Annotated in this window: 15 protein-coding genes; 11 read left to right on the top strand and 4 right to left on the bottom strand. The window is 72.7% G+C overall.

Annotated elements, in window-relative coordinates; translation table 11 throughout:
• Window positions 1–60 precede the first annotated feature (60 nt).
• On the bottom strand, window positions 61–900 hold the full coding sequence (locus tag Pma05_RS17805) for a metallophosphoesterase (protein ID WP_203858526.1): 840 nt from the start codon (window positions 898–900) through the stop codon (window positions 61–63).
• Window positions 901–1,249: 349 nt separating this feature from the next.
• On the opposite strand from Pma05_RS17805, the gene Pma05_RS17800 reads away from it, so the two are divergent.
• From Pma05_RS17800 to gatB, 9 genes are all read left to right on the top strand, one after another.
• Window positions 1,250–1,567: a hypothetical protein gene (locus Pma05_RS17800; protein WP_203858525.1), complete on the top strand. Its 318-nt coding sequence runs from the start codon at window positions 1,250–1,252 to the stop codon at window positions 1,565–1,567.
• A gap of 63 nt (window positions 1,568–1,630) precedes the next feature.
• On the top strand, window positions 1,631–2,557 hold the full coding sequence (locus Pma05_RS17795; RefSeq protein ID WP_203858524.1) for a WXG100 family type VII secretion target: 927 nt from the start codon (window positions 1,631–1,633) through the stop codon (window positions 2,555–2,557).
• Window positions 2,558–2,618: 61 nt separating this feature from the next.
• Window positions 2,619–2,948, top strand: coding sequence for a YbaB/EbfC family nucleoid-associated protein (locus tag Pma05_RS17790; protein WP_203858523.1), 330 nt, complete (start codon window positions 2,619–2,621; stop codon window positions 2,946–2,948).
• 3 nt (window positions 2,949–2,951) lie between these two features.
• Window positions 2,952–3,569, top strand: coding sequence for a hypothetical protein (locus Pma05_RS17785; protein ID WP_203858522.1), 618 nt, complete (start codon window positions 2,952–2,954; stop codon window positions 3,567–3,569).
• Window positions 3,570–3,577: 8 nt separating this feature from the next.
• Window positions 3,578–4,318, top strand: coding sequence for a DUF1129 domain-containing protein (locus Pma05_RS17780; protein WP_203858521.1), 741 nt, complete (start codon window positions 3,578–3,580; stop codon window positions 4,316–4,318).
• Between the two features lie 179 nt (window positions 4,319–4,497).
• Complete coding sequence (locus Pma05_RS17775) at window positions 4,498–5,766, top strand: sensor histidine kinase (protein WP_203858520.1); 1,269 nt, start codon at window positions 4,498–4,500, stop codon at window positions 5,764–5,766.
• Window positions 5,763–6,446 carry a response regulator gene (locus Pma05_RS17770; protein ID WP_203858519.1) on the top strand — a complete coding sequence of 228 codons (684 nt, stop codon included), beginning with the start codon at window positions 5,763–5,765 and terminating at the stop codon, window positions 6,444–6,446. The genes Pma05_RS17775 and Pma05_RS17770 overlap by 4 nt, the downstream gene beginning before the upstream one ends.
• 188 nt (window positions 6,447–6,634) lie before the next feature.
• Window positions 6,635–8,626, top strand: coding sequence for an arabinofuranosyltransferase (locus Pma05_RS17765; protein ID WP_203858518.1), 1,992 nt, complete (start codon window positions 6,635–6,637; stop codon window positions 8,624–8,626).
• Between the two features lie 161 nt (window positions 8,627–8,787).
• Window positions 8,788–10,305 (top strand): Asp-tRNA(Asn)/Glu-tRNA(Gln) amidotransferase subunit GatB, encoded by a 1,518-nt coding sequence (gene gatB, locus Pma05_RS17760; RefSeq protein ID WP_203858517.1) that lies wholly within the window; start codon window positions 8,788–8,790, stop codon window positions 10,303–10,305.
• A 148-nt stretch (window positions 10,306–10,453) separates the two neighbouring features.
• Here the strand turns inward: gatB and Pma05_RS17755 are convergent, their stop codons facing one another.
• Entirely contained in the window at window positions 10,454–12,103 is a 1,650-nt protein-coding gene (locus tag Pma05_RS17755) for a metallophosphoesterase family protein (protein WP_203858516.1), read from the bottom strand.
• Between the two features lie 228 nt (window positions 12,104–12,331).
• Complete coding sequence (locus Pma05_RS17750; protein WP_239312595.1) at window positions 12,332–13,513, bottom strand: PQQ-dependent sugar dehydrogenase; 1,182 nt, start codon at window positions 13,511–13,513, stop codon at window positions 12,332–12,334.
• Between the two features lie 146 nt (window positions 13,514–13,659).
• Between Pma05_RS17750 and Pma05_RS17745 the strand changes: the two genes are divergently transcribed.
• Window positions 13,660–14,586, top strand: a complete 927-nt coding sequence (locus Pma05_RS17745; RefSeq protein ID WP_203858514.1) for a 2-hydroxyacid dehydrogenase — start codon at window positions 13,660–13,662, stop codon at window positions 14,584–14,586.
• A gap of 94 nt (window positions 14,587–14,680) precedes the next feature.
• Here the strand turns inward: Pma05_RS17745 and Pma05_RS17740 are convergent, their stop codons facing one another.
• A complete protein-coding gene (locus tag Pma05_RS17740; protein WP_203858513.1) occupies window positions 14,681–15,079 on the bottom strand; it encodes a PH domain-containing protein in 399 nt (132 codons plus the stop codon).
• A gap of 372 nt (window positions 15,080–15,451) precedes the next feature.
• Here Pma05_RS17740 and Pma05_RS17735 point away from each other — a divergent pair, with 372 nt between their 5' ends.
• The gene (locus tag Pma05_RS17735) at window positions 15,452–18,097 is read left to right on the top strand and encodes a putative bifunctional diguanylate cyclase/phosphodiesterase (RefSeq protein ID WP_203858512.1); all 2,646 of its coding nucleotides are present in this window, start codon (window positions 15,452–15,454) and stop codon (window positions 18,095–18,097) included.
• The last annotated feature ends 12 nt before the right edge of the window (window positions 18,098–18,109 follow it).

Below are 18,109 nucleotides of genomic sequence, written 5' to 3'. Positions count from 1 at the left end.
AAGCGTGTCGATCGCTCAGTGGGCCCACGGAGGCGACGTGGGCCTGCGGTGGCGACCCGGTCACCGGCCCTCGGGGAGTTCGTGGCCGGTGAGGAGCCGGGCGCCGTCGAGCACCAGCGGCTGCCAGCCGGTCGCGCCGGTACGCCCGTGCTTCGGGTCGATGCCGGTGAAGGTCCGGCCGCCGATGCGTACCCGGACGTGCCGGGTGGACCAGTCGGCGGTGGCGCGCTGGCGTACCCGGCCGGGGCAGCGCCAGGTGCGGTCGGCGAAGCGTACGACCTGGGAGTGCCCGTGCACCTGGCCGAACGGCACGAACCCGCCACCGGCGAAGTACGCCAGCCACGGCTCGTGCAGCTCCCAGCCCGCCTCGGCCCAGAACGGCCCGGCCGCCCGGTCCACCCCGAACTCCCCGCCCCGGAAGAGCAGCGGCTGCGGGCGCTCGTCGAGCAGCCGGGCCGCGAGCGCGGCGCTCGGCGGCTCACCCAGCTCCCGCCAGGCGCCGACCGTCAACCCGGCGTGACAGACCAGCAGGTCAGCCGAGTCAGCCGTCCGGATCGCGACGGCCACCCGCAGCCGGCCCGCCGCCCACCAGGAGCGGAGCAGGTCGGCGTCGGCGTCGACGAGCCGGTCCGGCCAGAACGGCGTACCGCCCGGCAGGTATTGCGCCTCGTGGTTGCCGGCGAGCTGGATCCACCGCTCCGGCTGGTGGTCGAGATACCAGCGGACGATCTCCAGTACCGCGCCGCTGTCCGGGCCACGGTCGACGAGATCGCCGACCTGCACCACCGTGACGTCGTCGGGCAGGCCGGGCCGGTCGGCGTCCGCGCCGAGCGCGTGCAGGGCGCCGCGTAGCTGGTCGGGATGGCCGCCGACGTCGCCGATCAGCGCAATCCGGGCCATCGTTGCTCCTCGGTCGGACGGATCTACCCGCGGCGAGCCTATCTCGGCAGCGGATCTTCCGGCCGTTGTCCCACTCTCGCTCGACCCGTCGACCCGTCGACCCGTCGACCCGTCGACCCGTTGACGCGGAGGCGCCGGCCGAGCCCATCGTGGACGGTCGTCCGGCCGGGTTCGGGGTGGGCGCCCTCGGGTTCCGCCTCCTCGCCAGCGGCGACGTGCGCCGATCCGACCACGCCGGGTGTCGATCCGACGCCAGGGTGTACAAGTCGACCGAACAGGCCCAAATTGGTGCCCTGATCGGTGGTGGGCGGGTCAATGAGCAGGAAGTGATCTATTAGGGTGCCTTGTCATGACTGGCGGTTCAGGTGACGGGTTCACGGTAGACCCGGCGGCACTGGAGACCTTCTCCAAGACCAGCTACGCCCGGGCGGACGACTTCGACGAGATTCGTGGCCGGCTCCGGGAGGGCGCCGTCGAGCGCTCCTCCTTCGGCATCATGCCCGCCTCGTTCACCCTCTACGACCAGTACGAGTCCTGCCTCGACGAGTGCCTCCAGGCCCTGGCCGACGGGGTCGAGGTGATGGAGGTGATCGCCGACGCGATCACCGCCGAGCGGGACTCGTACCTGAACAGCGACGCCGCCGCGCAGGCCCGGTTCGGCGGCTGACCAGGCACTGCCGCGACACGACGCCGGCGCGGTACACCGAAGACCACGAAGGGGGAGCGCCGAGTGTCGACCGTCGCGCTCGAACGCAGCAAGAACTATTTCGAGCAGTTCATCGGCTCCGTACCGGAGCCGCTCCAGGGGTTCACCCGGACGGTGCTGTCACCGTTCGAGCAGTTGCTCGAACAGGTGGCCGGCGATCCGGACGACCTGATGCGGGGCGCGGAACGCTGTCTCGCCGCGTCGACCGACGTACTCGGCATCGCGGCACAGCAGCAGACCGACCGGGCCCAGCTCCAGCCGCCGGCCTGGGGCGGCAGCGCACAGGAGGCGTTCCAGACCGGGCTGACCAACGTCGAGGAGACCATCCGGCAGCTCGCCGAGGGACTGAACGCGGCCAAGGAGGTCTTGATCGAGGCGGCGAACGCGGCCGTCGACGCGTTCAACCTGCTCTGCGAACTGATCTTCGAGTTCCTGACCGCGTTCCTGATCGAGGCGATCATCGCCGCCGCGGCGGCTTTCTTCAGCTTCGGCGCGTCGATCGCCGCATTCGTCGTACGCTGGCTGGCCCGGCTGGCGCTGACGCTGGGCCGGGGTGCCCGGATCGTCAGCAAGCTGGTCCGGGTGCTGGTGAAGCTGGCCCGCAAGCTGGACGACGTCAAGGCGCTGCTCACCCGCTACCGCCAGCGGGTGATGGAGCTGCGCAAGCTGAAGAAGGAGTACGCCATCTGGAAGCAGCAGGGCCGTACCGCACAGGGGCGGGCGATCCTGGCCGAGCACAGCCTCAAGGTCGGCGTACCCCGCTTCGTCTTCAACCAGATCTCGCCGGTCAACCTGAGCGGCAAGGGCGGTGCGGTGCTGGACACCGCCGTCGGCATGCACGACATCTCGGACGGGACGAAGGATCGCAACTACGCGACCGACGGCACCTACCGGGAGGACATCGGCCCGTACACCAAGAGCGCGCAGGATCTGATCGACTCGGTGGGTTGACGGCCGCCCCGGCGGACCGGTCGACCGTGCACCGAAGCGGACGAGGGTAGGAGAGGACGACGTGGCGGAATATCCCGCGCTGGATCGGCTGGAGCAGCTCGCGAACAGCCTGGACGGCTTGCAGTCCCAGATGAACCGGCGGATCGAGGAACTCCAGGCGCAGCCGGTCGAAATGGAGAGCGAGAGCGGCGCCGTACGGGTGGCGGTCGACCACGGCGGCCGGGTGGACCGGGTCGACATCACCTCCCGGGGCATGCGATACAGCCCGGACCAGCTCGGCGCGGAGATCACCGGCACCATCCGGCGGGCGCAGCGGGAGGCGACCCGGCGGTTGCAGGACTCCATGCGGGAGGTGCTGGGCAACGCCGCCGACGACTATCCGCTGGGCTGAGCCGTGCCCACCGACTACCGCCACCTCTACGCCGACGCGGTCACGAGCAAGCTCGAACCGGGTGAGGTGATCGTCGCGCTCAGCGAGGCGAAGCGCCCGCACGGGCTGGCACCGGACCCGCCGCCCCGACCACCGGATCCTGCCCCGGGCGACGGGGCGGCGGTGGCCGGAATGGGGCTGGCCAACGTGGCGCTCAGCGGCATCGAGGCGATCGACAACATCGGCGGCGGGGGTCCGACCGACTGGTTGATCCGGCTGTTCTTCGGCCGCGCCGCACGCGGTCGGCTCGACTCGGTCGCCGCCGACTACGTCCGGGCGGTACCCACCGACGCCAAGCTGCTGGCGGTGGTCACCGACCGGCGGCTCGTGGTGTTCCGGGTCGGCCGCTCCACCGAGGTACGGCCGTTCGGGGAGCGGCGCAGGCCGGTGGTGGCGGCGAAGCTGAAGCCCCTCTGGTCGGTGGCTCGGGCGGAGGTGACCGGGGCACGCCGACGCTGGCATCGGCTGCACGGCGCCCGGCTCCGGGTGACCTTCCGGGACGGCTCCTGGCTGGAGCTGACCGGCCCGCTCTGCCTGGGCCGGCAGCGGGCCGGCGAACTGCGCGACGCCCTCGGCGGTTGAGCCCGACGATGTCCCGGAGTTCACCGCTCGACGACTGGCGCACGACGTTCGCGGCCGAGGCCCGGCGGCGCGGGGTGCCCGGCGCGGAGATCCGCGCGGCACTGACCGAGGTCGACACGTACTGCGCCGATCCGGGGGCGGATCCGACCGAGGCGTTCGGCGAGCCGACCGAATATGCGGCGGCACTCGCCCACGGGCTCCGTTCCGCAGAACCGGAACCGGATCCGGACGGGCGGCGGTCGCCCTGGCTGGGCGGCTTCGTCGCCGCCAGCACCCTGGTCGGGGTGATGGCGCTGCTCGCCGGGGTGCAGGCGGTGACCGGGTACGGGACTGCCGAGGTGACCGCCGGCCAGCTCGGCTCGGCGCTCGCCGGGGTGGCCGGGATCGTCCTCGTCGTCGCACTGCTGTTCCGGCCCGGGCGGGCGTACCGGCCGACTCCGGACTGGCGGTTCGGCCTGGTCGGGGCCGCCGCGATCGCCGTGACGACGGTACCGGTGCTGGTCTGGCAACAGGTGGCTGTCCGACTGCCCGGCTGGCCGCTGCTCGGGGCCGGCGTACTGCTGCTGGTGGCCGCCTGGTGGCCGCTCGCCTCCGGCCGGCTGCTCGCCGACCGGGCGGTCGAGTCGACCTCCGGAGCCCCGGTCCCCGGCCCGGGCTGGCGTACCCGGGTCGTCCGCTGGGGCCTGCCGGTCGCGCTGCTCTGCGTGCTCGTCGTCGCCCTCCTGCTCGACGGCAGCGGCACCGCCTGACCCCGACCGGCCCCGTCGACTCACGCCTTCCGGTACTCCGTCCGGTGTACGTCGTGCTCCACGCGGGCAGCCGCAGGTGTCGGCGGTGGGCTGACGCGGCGCAGGCCCGTGCTGCCTAGCGTCGATCCTGTCGCCCCTCGCCGAGGTGTGCGGCAGGCTTGCCGGCGGAGGAGGCCAGGATGACGACGACGGTACCGCGATCACCGGACCCGGTCGGGGCGGCGGTCGGGCCCGACCAGACCGTGCCGGGGCGCGACGAGGCTCGGATCGGCGGTGCCACCGCCCGGCGCCGGCGAGTCTGGAACAACCTGTCCCTGGTCAACCTGACCCTGCTCGGGGTGCCGGTCGGCACCGCCGTCGCCGGGGCGCCGATCACCTATGAGGGCACCCTGCCGCTGGCCGCCTGGCTCGGCCTGTTCCTGCTGCTGCGCCGCCGCTGGCCGGTGGCGGTACTGCTGGTCAGCCTGGCGGCCGTCACCGCGTTCCGGGTCGCCGAGCTGACCGAGGCCGGCTGGGTCTGGCCGGCGTCGGTGATCTTCTTCGTGCTGGCGGCCGACGACACGCCCCGGCGCCACGGCCTGCGCTGGGCCGTCGGGGCCGGGCTGTTCCAACTGACCTTCGCGGTCAACTGGCAGTGGACGGTCGAGGGTCAGGACGCGCAGCGGGCGATCGGCGAGGTCGGTGGGGAGGCGCTCGGCCTGGCCCTGACCATCGCGGTCGCGGTCGCGCTCCGGAACTGGCTGCGCTGGCGTACCGAACTCGCCGCCGGGCTGGCCCACGCCGAGCAGGAGCGACGGCTGGAGGCGGATCGCCGGGGCGCGGAGGAGCGGTTGCAGATCGCCCGCGAGTTGCACGACGTGGTGGCGCACACGCTGACCGTGGTGGGTGTGCAGTTGCGGGTGGTGGACGAGGCGCTGGACGACTCCACCGCCGAGGCGCGGGCCGCGCTGCGTACCGCCCAGGAGGTCCGGGGCAAGGCGGTGGCCGACCTGCGGTCGCTGATCGACGTACTGCGTGCTCCGGGCGACCGGCCGGACGCGGACAGCGTGCCGGCCCCGCAGGCCGACCTGGGCGGCCTGGCCGAACTCGCCGCCCGGACCCGGGCCAGCGGCCTGGCGGTCGCCCTCGACGTCACCGGCGACCCCGACACGGTCGCCGCGCCGGTGGCGCTGGCCTGCTACCGGGTGATCCAGGAGGCCCTGACCAACACGGTGAACCACGCGGGCGCGCGGCGGGCGACGGTGCGGCTGGTGATCACCCCCGATTCGGTTCGGGTGGAGGTGGTCGACGACGGCAGCGGCCCCGGCCCGGCGACGGTGCCGGGGCACGGCATCAACGGGATGCGGGAACGGGTCGCCGCCCTCGGCGGCACCCTCACCGCCGGAGCCGCCGACGATGGCGGCTACGCGGTGTGCGCCACGATTCCTGTGGCAGGCTTCCGACCGTGACGATCAGCGTGCTGCTCGCCGACGACCAGGCCCTGGTGCGGGCCGGATTCCGCAGCCTGCTGCGCCGGGGACGGGACATCGAGGTGGTCGGCGAGGCGGCCAGCGGCGACGAGGCGGTCCGGCTGGCTCGTACCCTGCGTCCGGACGTGGTGCTGATGGACATCCGGATGCCGGGCCTGGACGGTCTCGCCGCCACCGAGCGGATCGTGACCGATCCGGCGATGTCCGGCTGCCGGGTCATCATCCTGACCACCTTCGAGACCGACGAGTACGTCTTCGCCGCCCTACGGGCCGGCGCCAGCGGATTCCTCACCAAGGAGATCGAGCCGGCCCAGCTCCGCCAGGCGGTCGGGATCGTCGCCGCCGGCGAGGCGCTGCTCTCGCCGAGCGTCACCCGCCGGGTCGTCGAGCAGTTCGCGCACCGGCCGGTGGCGGCCACCGACACGGAGGCGCGGCTGGCGGTACTCACCGAACGGGAGCGCGAGGTCCTCCGGCTGGTCGCCACCGGGCTGTCCAACGAGCAGATCGCCGGGCGCCTCTTCATCAGCCCGCTGACCGCCAAGACCCACATCACCCGGGCGATCGCCAAGCTCGGCGTCCGGGACCGGGTCCAGTTGGTGATCGTGGCGTACGAGACCGGCCTGGTCCGCCCCGGCACGCCGACCGACCCGCCGAGCTGAGCCGAGTCGAGTCGACCTGGGCTGAGCTGAGCCGGGCTGGGCTGAGCCGGGGTCGAGCTGGGCTGGCCGGGGGATGGTCGGGGTGGCCGTTCGACCAGCGGAGGTCGGTGGAACGGCGGAGCGGTACCAGGTCGAGAGTCGGCTACCCTGCTCCGGGTTCTGTCCTCTGGGGAGATGAGCGGGGATACGTGGAACACGGGGTTGCCGAACAGGATCAGCGTGTCCGCGTACCCGAGCGGCCGGTCACCGATCCGGAACCGTCCGGAGCCGCGCCGGCCACCGGCCTCGTCCAGCGTGGCCTGTTGGCGCTCCGGCCACTGCTCTTCGCCGGTGCCGCCGGACTGGTGGTGCTGGCGATCCACGCCCTGGCGGTACGGGCCGGGGTCAGCCCCCGTTCCGGGCGTACCGAGTACGGCCTGCACACCGCCGCGCTCGTCGTCGCCGCCCTCGCCGTGCTCGCGGTCTGGTGGGCCCGGCGCCGTGGCCAGTCCTGGGATGCCGACCTGCTGCCGGCGCTCTTCGGCGGCCTCGCCGCGCTGACCCTGCTCACCGCGTTGCACGGCACCCCGTTCGACGCCAACGGGCTACAGGGCGACCAGACGTTCCGGACCGCCATCGTCACCCGGTTCGCCGACTCGTGGCGGCTCGCCGACTACACCTATCGGGATCTGCCGGCCTACTACGCGCCCGGCTTCTTCTGGCTGCTCGGCCGGGCCGCCGACCTGGCCGGAGTGGCGCCGTGGAAGATGCTCAAGTACGGCCTGGTCGCGGTCGGCTTCCTCACGCCGCTCATCTCGTACCTGCTCTGGCGTCGGCTGGTGCCGGTACGGGTCGCGGCACTGATCTCGGCCGTGCCGCTCGTCGTCCCCGAGCTGTACGAGTCGTACGGCTGGCTGGTGCTGGTCGCGATCGTGCCGTGGTGGCTGGAGGCCGTACACGGGCTGACCCGGCCCGGTCTGCGGCCTCGGCACCCGGTCGTGCTGGGCCTGATCGGCGCGGTGCTGTTCTGCGTCTACTACTACTACTTTTTCGTCTTCGTCATCGTGTTCGCTCTCTTCCTGGCGGTGCAGCGGTGGCGCGGCGAGTTCAGTTGGCGGCTCGCCGGCCGGGGCCTCGGCGTACTGGCCATCGCGGCGGTCGGGGCCTCGCCGTACTGGGCGCCGCTGGCCTGGAACTTCCTGACCGCGCCGCAGTTCGAGTCGCTGAACAACCGGTGGATCACCCTGAACTCCGGCGACCTGGCCCTGCCGATGCTCTCGCCCTCGGTACTCGGCGCGCTCTGCCTCTTCGGCCTCGGCTTCCTGGTGGTGACTCTCCGGGAGGCGCTGTCCCGGTCCCTGCTGATCGTCTTCGTCTCGCTTTATGTCTGGCACGCGCTGGGCTGGCTCCTCGCCGCCGTCGACATGCCGCTGATGTCGTTCCGGGCGAAGGCCCTGGTCCCGGTGGTACTGCTGGCCGGGGCGGCCCTCGGGCTGGTCCGGTTGACCCGGTACGCCGTCGAGCGGCTGCCGGCGCCAGCACAGCCACAGCCACCGGCACCGGCACAGCCACCGGCACCGGATGGCGGCGGCACGGCCACCCGTACCGAGCAGTTCTGGCGGGTGGTGGCCCTCGGCGGTGTGCTGCTCGCGGTCTTCGCCACGGACCGGTTCGTCACCACAGTGGTCGACGACGACCGGATCAGGGTGGCGCACGACGAGACGTTCCCGGACGGCCGGCTGCCCGGCTTCCACGACGAGGAGGCGAAGCCGGAACTGCCGGCCGCCGAGGCGGTGCGCTCGGCGATCTCCGCGCGGTACCGGGGCGCCGGGCATCCGGTCGTACTCTCGGACCGGGCCAACCTCTTCGCCTTCTACCCGTACTACGGGTTCGGGCAGTGGACCGCGAACTACTCCCATCCGACCGCTCGCTACCACGACCGGCTGGACTTCCTGGACGAGGTGGCCCGGGCGGGCAGCCCGGCCGAGTTCGCCGTACGGACGGCCGACAACCCGTACGACCGGATCGACGTCCTGGTGCTGCGGATCGAGAAGGACGATCTGATCTTCCACAGCTCCGACGACGCCTTCCCCTTCGGCACCAAGAGCCGGACGGTCCGGATCCCGGCCCGGCTGATCGGTCCGGAGCACTTCGACAGCACGACGATCGACGGATACCTGGTGGCCGTGCGCCGGCCCTGATCCCTGATCCCTGAGCCCTGATTCCGGCGTCGGCCCCGATCCCGGCTCCGGGCAACGGCGGCGAAACCCGGACGAGCCCGGGTCGGGGCAACGACTAGGCTTGCAGGGTTCTGTCCGGATGCCGCCGGGGGGCCGGCTGCCGCCCGAGAGCTGGAGTCTTGATGAGCACGACCGTCCTGCCCTCGTACGACGACGTCGTCGAGCGCTACGCCCCGGTGATCGGCCTGGAGACCCACGTCGAGCTGGGTACGAAGACCAAGATGTTCTGCGGCTGCCCGACCGACTTCGGTGGCGAGCCGAACACCCGGGTCTGCCCGGTCTGCCTCGGGCTGCCCGGCTCGCTGCCGGTGGCGAACAAGGCCGCGATCGAGGCGACCATCCGGATCGGCCTCGCGCTGAACTGTTCGATCGCGCCGTGGAGCCGGTTCGCCCGGAAGAACTACTTCTACCCCGACATGCCGAAGAACTACCAGATCAGCCAGTACGACGAGCCGCTCTGCGTGGACGGCTGGCTCGATGTCGAAATCGTCGGCGAGGATGGCCAGCCCGAGCTGTTCCGGGTCGGCATCGAGCGGGTGCACCTGGAGGAGGACACCGGCAAGACGCTGCACGTCGGTGGCGCCACCGGGCGGATCCACGGCGCGACGGAGTCGCTGGTCGACTACAACCGGGCCGGCATCCCGCTGGTCGAGATCGTCACCAAGCCGATTCCCGGTACCGGCGCCAAGGCCCCGATCGTGGCCCGGGCGTACGTCACCGAACTGCGGGACGTGGTCCGCTCGCTGGGCGTCTCCGACGTCCGGATGGAGGAGGGCTCGCTGCGCTGTGACGTGAACACGTCGCTGTCGCCGGCCGGCTCCGCCGAGTGGGGCACCCGGACCGAGACCAAGAACGTCAACTCGCTGCGCTCGGTCGAGCGGGCGGTCCGCTCCGAGATGCTGCGCCAGGCCGCCGTACTGGACACCGGTGGCCGGATCGTGCAGGAGACCCGGCACTTCCACGAGGACACCGGCGACACCACCTCGGGCCGGTCCAAGGAGACCGCCACCGACTACCGCTACTTCCCCGAGCCGGACCTGGTGCCGCTGGCCCCGGATCCGGCCTGGGTCGCCGATCTGAAGGCGGCGCTGCCGGAGTTGCCCCGGCTGCACCGGCGGCGCTTGCAGCAGGACTGGGGCCTGAACGACCACGACATGCAGTCGGTGCTGAACGCCGGTGCGGTCGAGCTGATCGAGCAGACCGTGGCCGCCGGGACGACCCCGGCCGGCGCCCGGAAGTGGTGGCTGGGCGAGCTGTCCCGGCGGGCCAACGAGGCCGGCGTCGAGCTGTCCGCCGTCGGCGCCACCCCGGCCCAGGTCGCCGAGCTACAGAAGCTGGTCGACGCGGGCAAGCTCAACGACAAGCTGGCCCGGACCGTGCTGGAGGGTGTGGTGGCCGGCGAGGGCTCGCCGAGCGAGATCATGGCCGCTCGGGGCCTGGAGGTGGTCTCCGACACCGGGGCGCTGACCACGGCCGTGGACGAGGCGATCACCGCCAACCCGGACATCGCGGCCAAGGTGCGGGACGGCAAGGTGGCTGCGGCCGGCGCGCTGGTCGGGGCCGTCATGAAGAGCACCCGGGGCGCGGACGCCAAGACCGTCCGTTCGCTGATCCTGTCCCGGCTCGGCGTCGAGGGCTGACCGACCCCCGGAGGGCTCCGTCCCGTCGCGGCCGGCGCGGGGAGGAGCCCTTTCGGGTACCCGGAGCCGGGTCGCCCCGCTGTGCCGGACCTTTCCGGGTGCCTGCTCCACCTGCCCGACCCGGCCGACGACCACCGAACCGGCGGCGTCAGCCGGTGGGGGTCGGCTCGGGCGGCGGAGCACCGGCCGGTGGGGTCGGGCTGCCCGGGCTGGGCGTACCGGGGGTCGGGGTCGCCGGGACCGGTGGCTCCGGCTGCTCGACCACGTGCCGTTCCAGGTTGACCTGTGCCTCGCCGGTACCGCCGAGCAGGATGTCGTCGTACGCCTGGAGCGCCCGCTGCTGGTCGAAGTAGAGCACGGACATCGCCAGCGGGGTCGGCTTGTCGCCCTCCAGGCCGCGCAGCCCCGCCCCGCCGGTGGAGCCCTGCACCTGGAGTTGGGTCGGCGGCGCGTCCGGCACCTGCGGCAGCTCGCGTACCTCGCGGTTGTGGGTGTGCCCGGCCAGCACCAGCGGTACGACGCCGGAGAGCGCCTCGGCCGACGCCGGATCGTGCACCAGCGCGATGTCGGCCGGCTTGCCCGAGGCCCGGATCGTCGCGGCGAGCTTCTCGCCGGCCCCGGCCACCTGGTCGACCGTCTGCGGCAGGCTGCCGGACCCGGCCGGCGAGGTCTCCTTGTCCGGGGTGAACCGGGGGTCCCCGATGCCGGCGATGGTCAGCCCGGCGACGTTGACGATCGAGTTGTCCAGCACGATCGCGTTCGGCTGCCGGCCGATGGCGGCGGCGGTGGCCGGCGAGTCGTGGTTGCCCCGGATGAAGACGTACGGGACCTTGAGCAGGCCGATCGAGCCGACGAAGGACGCCTCCGGCTCGCTGCCCCAGTCGGTCATGTCCCCGGTGTCGATCACCACGTCGATCTTGAACTGCTCGACCACCGTCCGGACCACCTGCCAGGCGGTCGGGTTCAGGTGCAGGTCGGAGACGTGCAGCACCCGTGCGGTGCCCTGCTCCTGGTCGAAGACCGGCAGGGTGGAGACGGTGGTGTAGAGCTGGCTGACGTTGCCGACCATCCGCTGGAGCTGGTCGGCGTACCGGCCGTAGTCGTTGGCGATCCGCCGGGCGTCGCCGACGATCGCCGGGGCGTTGACCAGTAGGCCCTCGTACCGGGGCTCCTCGATCGAGTCCGGCCGGAAGGTCAGCGCGGCGATGCCCAGGCTGCCGCCGGTGATCACCAGCGCCAGTCCACCGGCCCAGGCCACCCGACGGGTACGCCGGAAGACCAGCGCCGCCAGGATCATGCTGGCCAGTACGGAGACCGCGACCGTCCGTACGCCGACCCGGATCACCCCGTTGGTCACGTCGCTGACGGCGGACTGGCTGGCCAGGCTGATGCTGGCCGGGTCGTCGATCAGCGCCTCGGTGCGGCGCTGGTCGAGCGAGCCGAGCCGGACGGAGAGGTGTGCCGGGCCGGCATGGCTGCTGAGCTGGAGTGCGCCGAGCGGCGGAATGGTGACCGTGGTGCCGCCGTCGACCGAGGGTGTGATCGCCATTTCCGCCCGGAACGGCCCGATGTCGGTCTCCATCCGGCCGCCGAGCAGGGCGCCGACCACGATCCCGACCACCGTGACGCCGATGATCGACAGTGCCAGCCCGGCCCGACGGCTCGGCTTCGAGGTCAGGACGGCGCGGCTGCCCCGGACGACGGTGCGCGCGGCGGCACCCGTCCAGCGCAGCACACGCCGAGCCGCCGGGGGCGGTGTGCCCCCGGCGGCTCGGGTGTCATTCCTCCGCCTGTCCATGCTCCATCATCACCTGCCCAACGCGACATCTTCAAAACCCGCCGCAGGTCAGCGCCATTTCCACCGCCGGTATGAGCTAGCTCTCCCACTCGCGCCGCCCGGCCCGCCGTCGGCCGCCCCGCCACCGGTCGGCCAGTGTGCCAGGTCTGGGCACGCCGGGACGAGGCGGTGACGCGACGCCCCTCCGGGTCCGGGCGGGTGTGCCGCCCGCCCCGGTCGCCGGGGAGGTCAGCTCTTTCCGGCCGCGCCGCCGGAGAAGACCAGCCGGAAGATCCGGTCGTCCTCGGGGGCGGGGTCACGCTTGCCGTCGTGGTTGGAAGTGGAGATCCACAACGAGCCGTCCGGCGCGGCCACCGCGGTGCGGAGCCGGCCGTACTCGCCGACCAGCAGTGGGCGGGGCTGGCCCAGTACGGTGCCGTTGGCGGTGAGTTCCACCAGCCAGAGCCGCTCGCCGCGCAGGCAGGCCGCCACGAACACCCGGTCGATCATCGCCGCCCCGGAACAGGACGCCTCGGCGGTGCTCCAGGTGACCAGCGGCTCGACGTACTTCTCGGCGTCGGCGCCACCTCCGCCGCGCCCCTCGACCTCGGGCCAGCCGTAGTTCTTGCCCGGCGTGATCAGGTTGATCTCGTCCCACTGGTTCTGCCCGAACTCGGTGGCGTAGAGCCGCTTGTTGCTGTCCCAGGCGATGCCCTGCACGTTGCGGTGCCCGTACGACCAGACCAGGGAGTTCGGGTACGGGTTGCCCGGGGCGGGTTTGCCGGCCGGAGTCATCCGGAGGATCTTGCCGCCGAGGCTCTTGAGGTCCTGCGAGAGCCCGCGTTCCGAGGCGTCCCCGGTGGTGGCGTAGAGGAAGCCGTCCGGGCCGAAACCGAGCCGTCCGCCGTTGTGGATGCCGGAGAGCGGGATGCCGGTGACGATCGGCGTCGGCCTGGCCCCCAGGGTCAGCTTGGCGACCCGGTTGTCCTCGGACGTCGAGTAGTAGATGAAGACCGTCTTGTCCCGCTGGTAGGCCGGGGAGACGGCGATGCCGAGCAGGCCGCCCTCGCCGGCCGCGTCGACCTCGTCGACGGTCTGCACGGTGCTGACCTTGAGCCCGTTCGTGTCGGACTCCGGGCCCACCTTCAGGATCTTGGCGGTGTCCCGCTCGGTCACCAGCGCACCGCCGTCGGGCAGGAACGCGATTCCCCACGGGATCTGCAACCTGCTGGCGAGGACGGTGGCCGCGACCTGCTGCCCGGCCCCGCTCTGGCTGGGCGAGACGGACGGGGTGGGGAACCTCGGCGGTTCGCCGGCCGGATCCGGTTCCGGCTCGCCGAAGGCACAACCACTGGTGACGAGCACGGCCGCCGCACAGAGCGCGACCGCCGCGCGCCGACGGCTGAGTCTGGGGTACGGACGAGCGCTCACCCGGACCAGGGTAGTCCGCTCCCGCCGGGTGCCGTCGGTTCGCTCGATCATTGAACCGACCTTCCAGAGTCGTCGCTGGCCAGGCCGCCGCAGGGATCCGAGGGCGGCCACCGGCCACCGGCCGTCGAGGACTATCGTCGGCGTCCGTGAAGGTGTGGATCCCTCATCCCGTGGGCCTGGAACTGCTCGGCGAGATCCCCGACGGCGTCACCGTGGAGGTCGCCCCGGCGCCGGACCGGCTCCCATCGGACCCGGCCGGAGTCCGGTTCTGGGTGCCGCCGTTCCTCGCCCAGCCCGCCGCGGTTCCGGTCGCGGCCAAGCTGCCCGACCTGCGGGTGGTGCAGTTGCTCTCGGCCGGGGCGGACGCCTGGGCCGGCCGGCTGCCCGAGCAGGTCACCCTCTGCGACGCGCGCGGGGTGCACGACTCGTCCACCGCGGAGTGGGTGGTCACGGCGATCCTGTCGTACCTGCGGTCGTTCCCGTTCTTCGCCCGCGCCCAGGTCCGGCACGAGTGGTCGTACGACCAGGTCAACCCCACCGACGAGCTGGCCGGCAAGCGGGTACTCGTCGTCGGCGCCGGTTCGATCGGAGCCGCCGCCCGGGCCCGGCTGGCGCCGTTCGAGGTCGAACTGACCATGGTCGCCCGGACGGCCCGCCCCGCCGAGCGGGTGTACGGCGTCGACGACCTGCCCGCGCTGCTGCCCGAGACGGACGTGGTGGTGCTGCTGGTGCCGCTCACCGAGGCCACCCGGGGCCTGGTCGACGCCGGGTTCCTCGCTGCCATGCGGGACGGTGCCCTGCTGGTCAACGCCGCCCGTGGACCGGTGGTCGACACCGACGCCCTGGTCGCCGAGCTGACGACCGGCCGGATCGCGGCGGCGCTGGACGTCACCGAGCCCGAGCCGCTGCCGGCCGGGCACCCGCTCTGGGATCTGCCCAACGTGCTGCTCACCCCACACGTCGCCGGCTCGGTACGCGGGCTGCTGCCCCGGGGCTACCGGCTGGCCGGCGAGCAACTGCGCCGGTTCGTGGCCGGAACCCCGCTGGTCAACGAGGTGGTCGACGGATACTGACCGGCGACGGGTGCTGACCGTCGACCGGTACTGACCGTCGGCGGATACTGACCGTCGATCGGTGCTGACCGTCGGCGGGTACTGGCCCGAGTGGTCAGTCGTCGGGGTGGTCCGGGGTGGGGCGGGGCTCGCCGAGCGGCTGGCCGCTGGCGGCGACCAGGCCGGGCAGGTCTGCGGCCCGGACCGCCGGCAGGGTGGCGGTACTGCCGTCGCGGAGGCGTACCACCGCCTGTCCGCGCGGGTCGGACGCCAGCTCCGCGATCTCCGACCAGGCGATCCTGCGCTCACCGAGCAGTGCCCGGATCCGTACCCCGGCCCGGTCGGCGTCGGTGCCGGCCCGCCAGGCCCACACTCCGACCGCCACCGGTACCAGCAGCAGCGGGACGAGATACCACCGGGCGGTGGCCAGCGGAAGGGCGCCGAGGAACGCGATGACGGCGGCCACCCAGATCGCCTGGCTGTGCCGGAAGCGGAGTGTGCCGGTCCTACCCACCCGGCGATTTTCGCACCCCGCCCCGGCCGCTCGGGCGTGGGCCTCGGCCGGCCGGGCCGAGTGGGGTCGGCCGGGTGGTCGGGACCGCTGGCCGGGCCGGGGTGGAACGGGCTTGACCGACTGGGGGAAGATTTGCCGAGCAACCAGAGTGCAGACTCCTACCGTTGAACCTTTTCAACCTGACCGGCCCGGGGCAGCCGCCCCGGCCTCCCGCCACGACCCCACGGGCCGCGGCGGGAGGCTGAACAAGGTTCAATACGTAACCACGCCCCCTGTCGATCGTTGGGGGTTGATAGGACTGGTTTCGGCCGTTCGGTCGTACCGGACCTGACCCGCACCACGTCCGTGCCCCCTCTGCGAAGGCATTCCGCAATGTCCGTGGCGCACATCGCGGACGGCCGGGCCCGCCGGCTGGTCGTCCGGGTCACCGAGACCGGTGCCCCACTGCTCGCCGTGGGCGTCCTGTTCGCCGCTCACTTCGGCGCGCTGCCGCCCTTTGCCGCCGTCGCGGTCGCCGTCGGCGTGGTCGCCGCCGTGGCCGCCGCCCGGCTGGTCCGGCTGGCCATCCGACTGCACCGGGGCGGTACGGGCTTCGGCCCGTGCCGGGGCGCCGGCTTCCTCGGCTTCGGCCTGGTCGCCAGTGCGCTCTCCTCGCTCGTCCTCTTCCTGGCGCCGGCGCAGGCCCGGTCGATGGTGGCGCTCGGTGCGCTGGTACTGGCGTTCGCCCTCTACCTGCTCGGCCTGATGCTGCTGCCCGGCGCCGCGGGCACGGTGCCGGTACGGCTGCGTCGTGCCTTCGACGGGCTGAGCCTCGGCATCAGCCTCGCCTTCTCGGCCTGGGTGATCCCGCCGGACGCGCTGCCGCCGCTCGCCATGATCGCCGCGCTCTTCGCCGTCGTCGGTCTGCCGGTGGTCACCATCACCACACTTCGGGCCTACGAATACCGGCGCTCCGCCGCGCTCTGCGGCATCGGCGCGGGACTGGCGGTCTGCGGGCACTCGCTGATCGCGATACTGATCGACTACGGCGCACCGGCGACCGCGCTGCCGCTGGTCGCCATCTCGCTGGTCGCCGGCCCGACGCTGATCGCCGCCGGGGCCCGCCGGGCCAATCCGGTGGCCCAGCCGAGCACCACCCCGACCGGGCCGCAGACCAACCTGACCGCCTATCCGCTGCTGACGATTCCGGCGATCCTGGCGACGCTCTCCGCGCTCTGGCACCTGGTCACCGTCGGCTCATTCGACCACACCTCGATCCTGCTGGGTCTGGCCGTGATCCCGACCCTGGTGGTCCGGGAGGTGCTGGTGATGCTCGACATCCGCCGGTACGCCAAGCGGCTGGCGGACCAGGAGGCGCACTTCCGTTCGCTGGTCTCCGGGGCCAACGACCTGATCGTGATCGTCGGCGAGGACCTGCTGATCCGCTGGCAGTCGCCGACCGCCGCCCGGCTCTTCGGGCTCTCCGATGCCGACGTGCTGGGCCGGGCGTTCCCCAACCTGATGCATCCGGACGACGCCGCCGACGTCACCCAGGTACTCACCGACGTGCTCGCCGGGCGGGACGTGCCGACCGGGCGCCCGCAACTGGTCACCGCCCGGCTGCGGGACGGGCACGGCGCCTGGCGGGACACCGAGTCCACCGTCAGCGACCAGCGGGCGGTGCCCGAGGTGGCCGCGCTGGTGGTGCACGTCCGGGACGTCAGCGAACGGCAGTTGCTGGAGCGCAAGCTCAACGAACTGGCCTTCACCGACGAACTCACCGGGCTGGCCAACCGCCGGGAACTGATGCGGACCATCGTCACCCAGCGGGCGGTGCCGGGGCACAGCGGCGCGCTGCTGGTGATCGACCTGCACGGCATGTCCGGGATCAACGACGTGCACGGGCGGCAGATGGGCGACGCCGTACTGGCCGAGGCGGGTCGACGGCTGCGGCTCGGGGTCGGGGCCGCCGACGTGGTGGCCCGGCTGGGCGGGGACGAGTTCGCGGTGGTGACAGTGGACCGGCCGGTACTGGCGTACGCGATGGGGACGCGGCTGCTGACCGGGCTCTCCGAGCCGTACCCGATGCCCGGCGCGGTGCTCTACCTCGGCACCAGCATCGGCCTCGCCGACCTCTCCGGCGGGGACGGTGTCGACGACGTACTCCGCCGGGCCGACCTGGCCAGGCTGCGCGCCCGGCAGCTCGGCCGCAACCGCGTCGAGTGGTACGACGACGAGTTGGAGGAGCAGTTCACCCGGCGGCTCGACCTGGAGCGCGAGCTGCCCGGTGCGGTGCAGCGGGGCGAACTCGACCTGGTCTACCAGCCGATACTCGACCTCGACGACCAGCAGCCGGTCGGGACCGAGGCGCTGCTGCGCTGGCGCAGCCCGGCGCTCGGCACGGTGCTGCCGGCCGAACTCCTGCCGGTGGCCGAGGACCTGATGCTGGTCGAGGAGTTGGGCCGCTGGGTGCTGGACACCGCCTGCCGGCAGTTGGCCGCCTGGTCGCAGCGGCCCCGACGGCTCTGGATGTCGGTCAACGTCTCGGCCCGCGAGCTGACCGCGCCCGACTTCGTCCGCTGGGTGAGCACCTCACTGGCCGAGCACCGGGTCGAGCCGGACCGGCTGGTGCTGGAGATCGCGGAGCCCCGGGGCGGGGTCGACGTGCCGGCGGTAGTGACCCAGCTCGCCGGGTTGCGGGCGCTCGGGGTACGGACCGCGTTGGACGACTTCGGCAGCGGGCAGGCGTCGCTGGCCCAACTCCGCCGGCTGCCGGTCGACTTCCTCAAGGTCGACCGGACCCTGGTGACCGAGGGCGGCACCCGGGACGGCGAGACCAAGCCCTTCGTCGACGTACTGGTCGGCCTCGGCAAGCGGTTCGGCTTGGAGATCATCGCCGAGGGGCTGGAGTCGCCCGGGCAGGTCGAGCAGGCCCGCAGGGCGGGCTGCAAGCTCGGCCAGGGGTATGCACTGTCCCGACCCGCTCCGGCAGAGCGGGTCGAGGCGTATCTGGAGGAGTTCCCGAGCCCGTCCCGCTGACGACCGACCACG

Origin of the sequence: Plantactinospora mayteni (genome assembly GCF_016862935.1) — a bacterium.
In the GTDB taxonomy this organism is placed as follows: domain Bacteria; phylum Actinomycetota; class Actinomycetes; order Mycobacteriales; family Micromonosporaceae; genus Plantactinospora; species Plantactinospora mayteni.
This window is presented reverse-complemented; position numbering and strand designations above follow the sequence as displayed.

Coding starts and splice junctions, on each gene's coding strand:
- Pma05_RS17805 (WP_203858526.1), bottom strand. CDS start 900: ATGGCCCGGATTGCGCTGATCGGCGACGTCGGCGGCCATCCCGACCAG.
- Pma05_RS17780 (WP_203858521.1), top strand. CDS start 3,578: ATGTCCCGGAGTTCACCGCTCGACGACTGGCGCACGACGTTCGCGGCC.
- Pma05_RS17800 (WP_203858525.1), top strand. CDS start 1,250: ATGACTGGCGGTTCAGGTGACGGGTTCACGGTAGACCCGGCGGCACTG.
- gatB (WP_203858517.1), top strand. CDS start 8,788: ATGAGCACGACCGTCCTGCCCTCGTACGACGACGTCGTCGAGCGCTAC.
- Pma05_RS17735 (WP_203858512.1), top strand. CDS start 15,452: ATGTCCGTGGCGCACATCGCGGACGGCCGGGCCCGCCGGCTGGTCGTC.
- Pma05_RS17775 (WP_203858520.1), top strand. CDS start 4,498: ATGACGACGACGGTACCGCGATCACCGGACCCGGTCGGGGCGGCGGTC.
- Pma05_RS17755 (WP_203858516.1), bottom strand. CDS start 12,103: ATGGACAGGCGGAGGAATGACACCCGAGCCGCCGGGGGCACACCGCCC.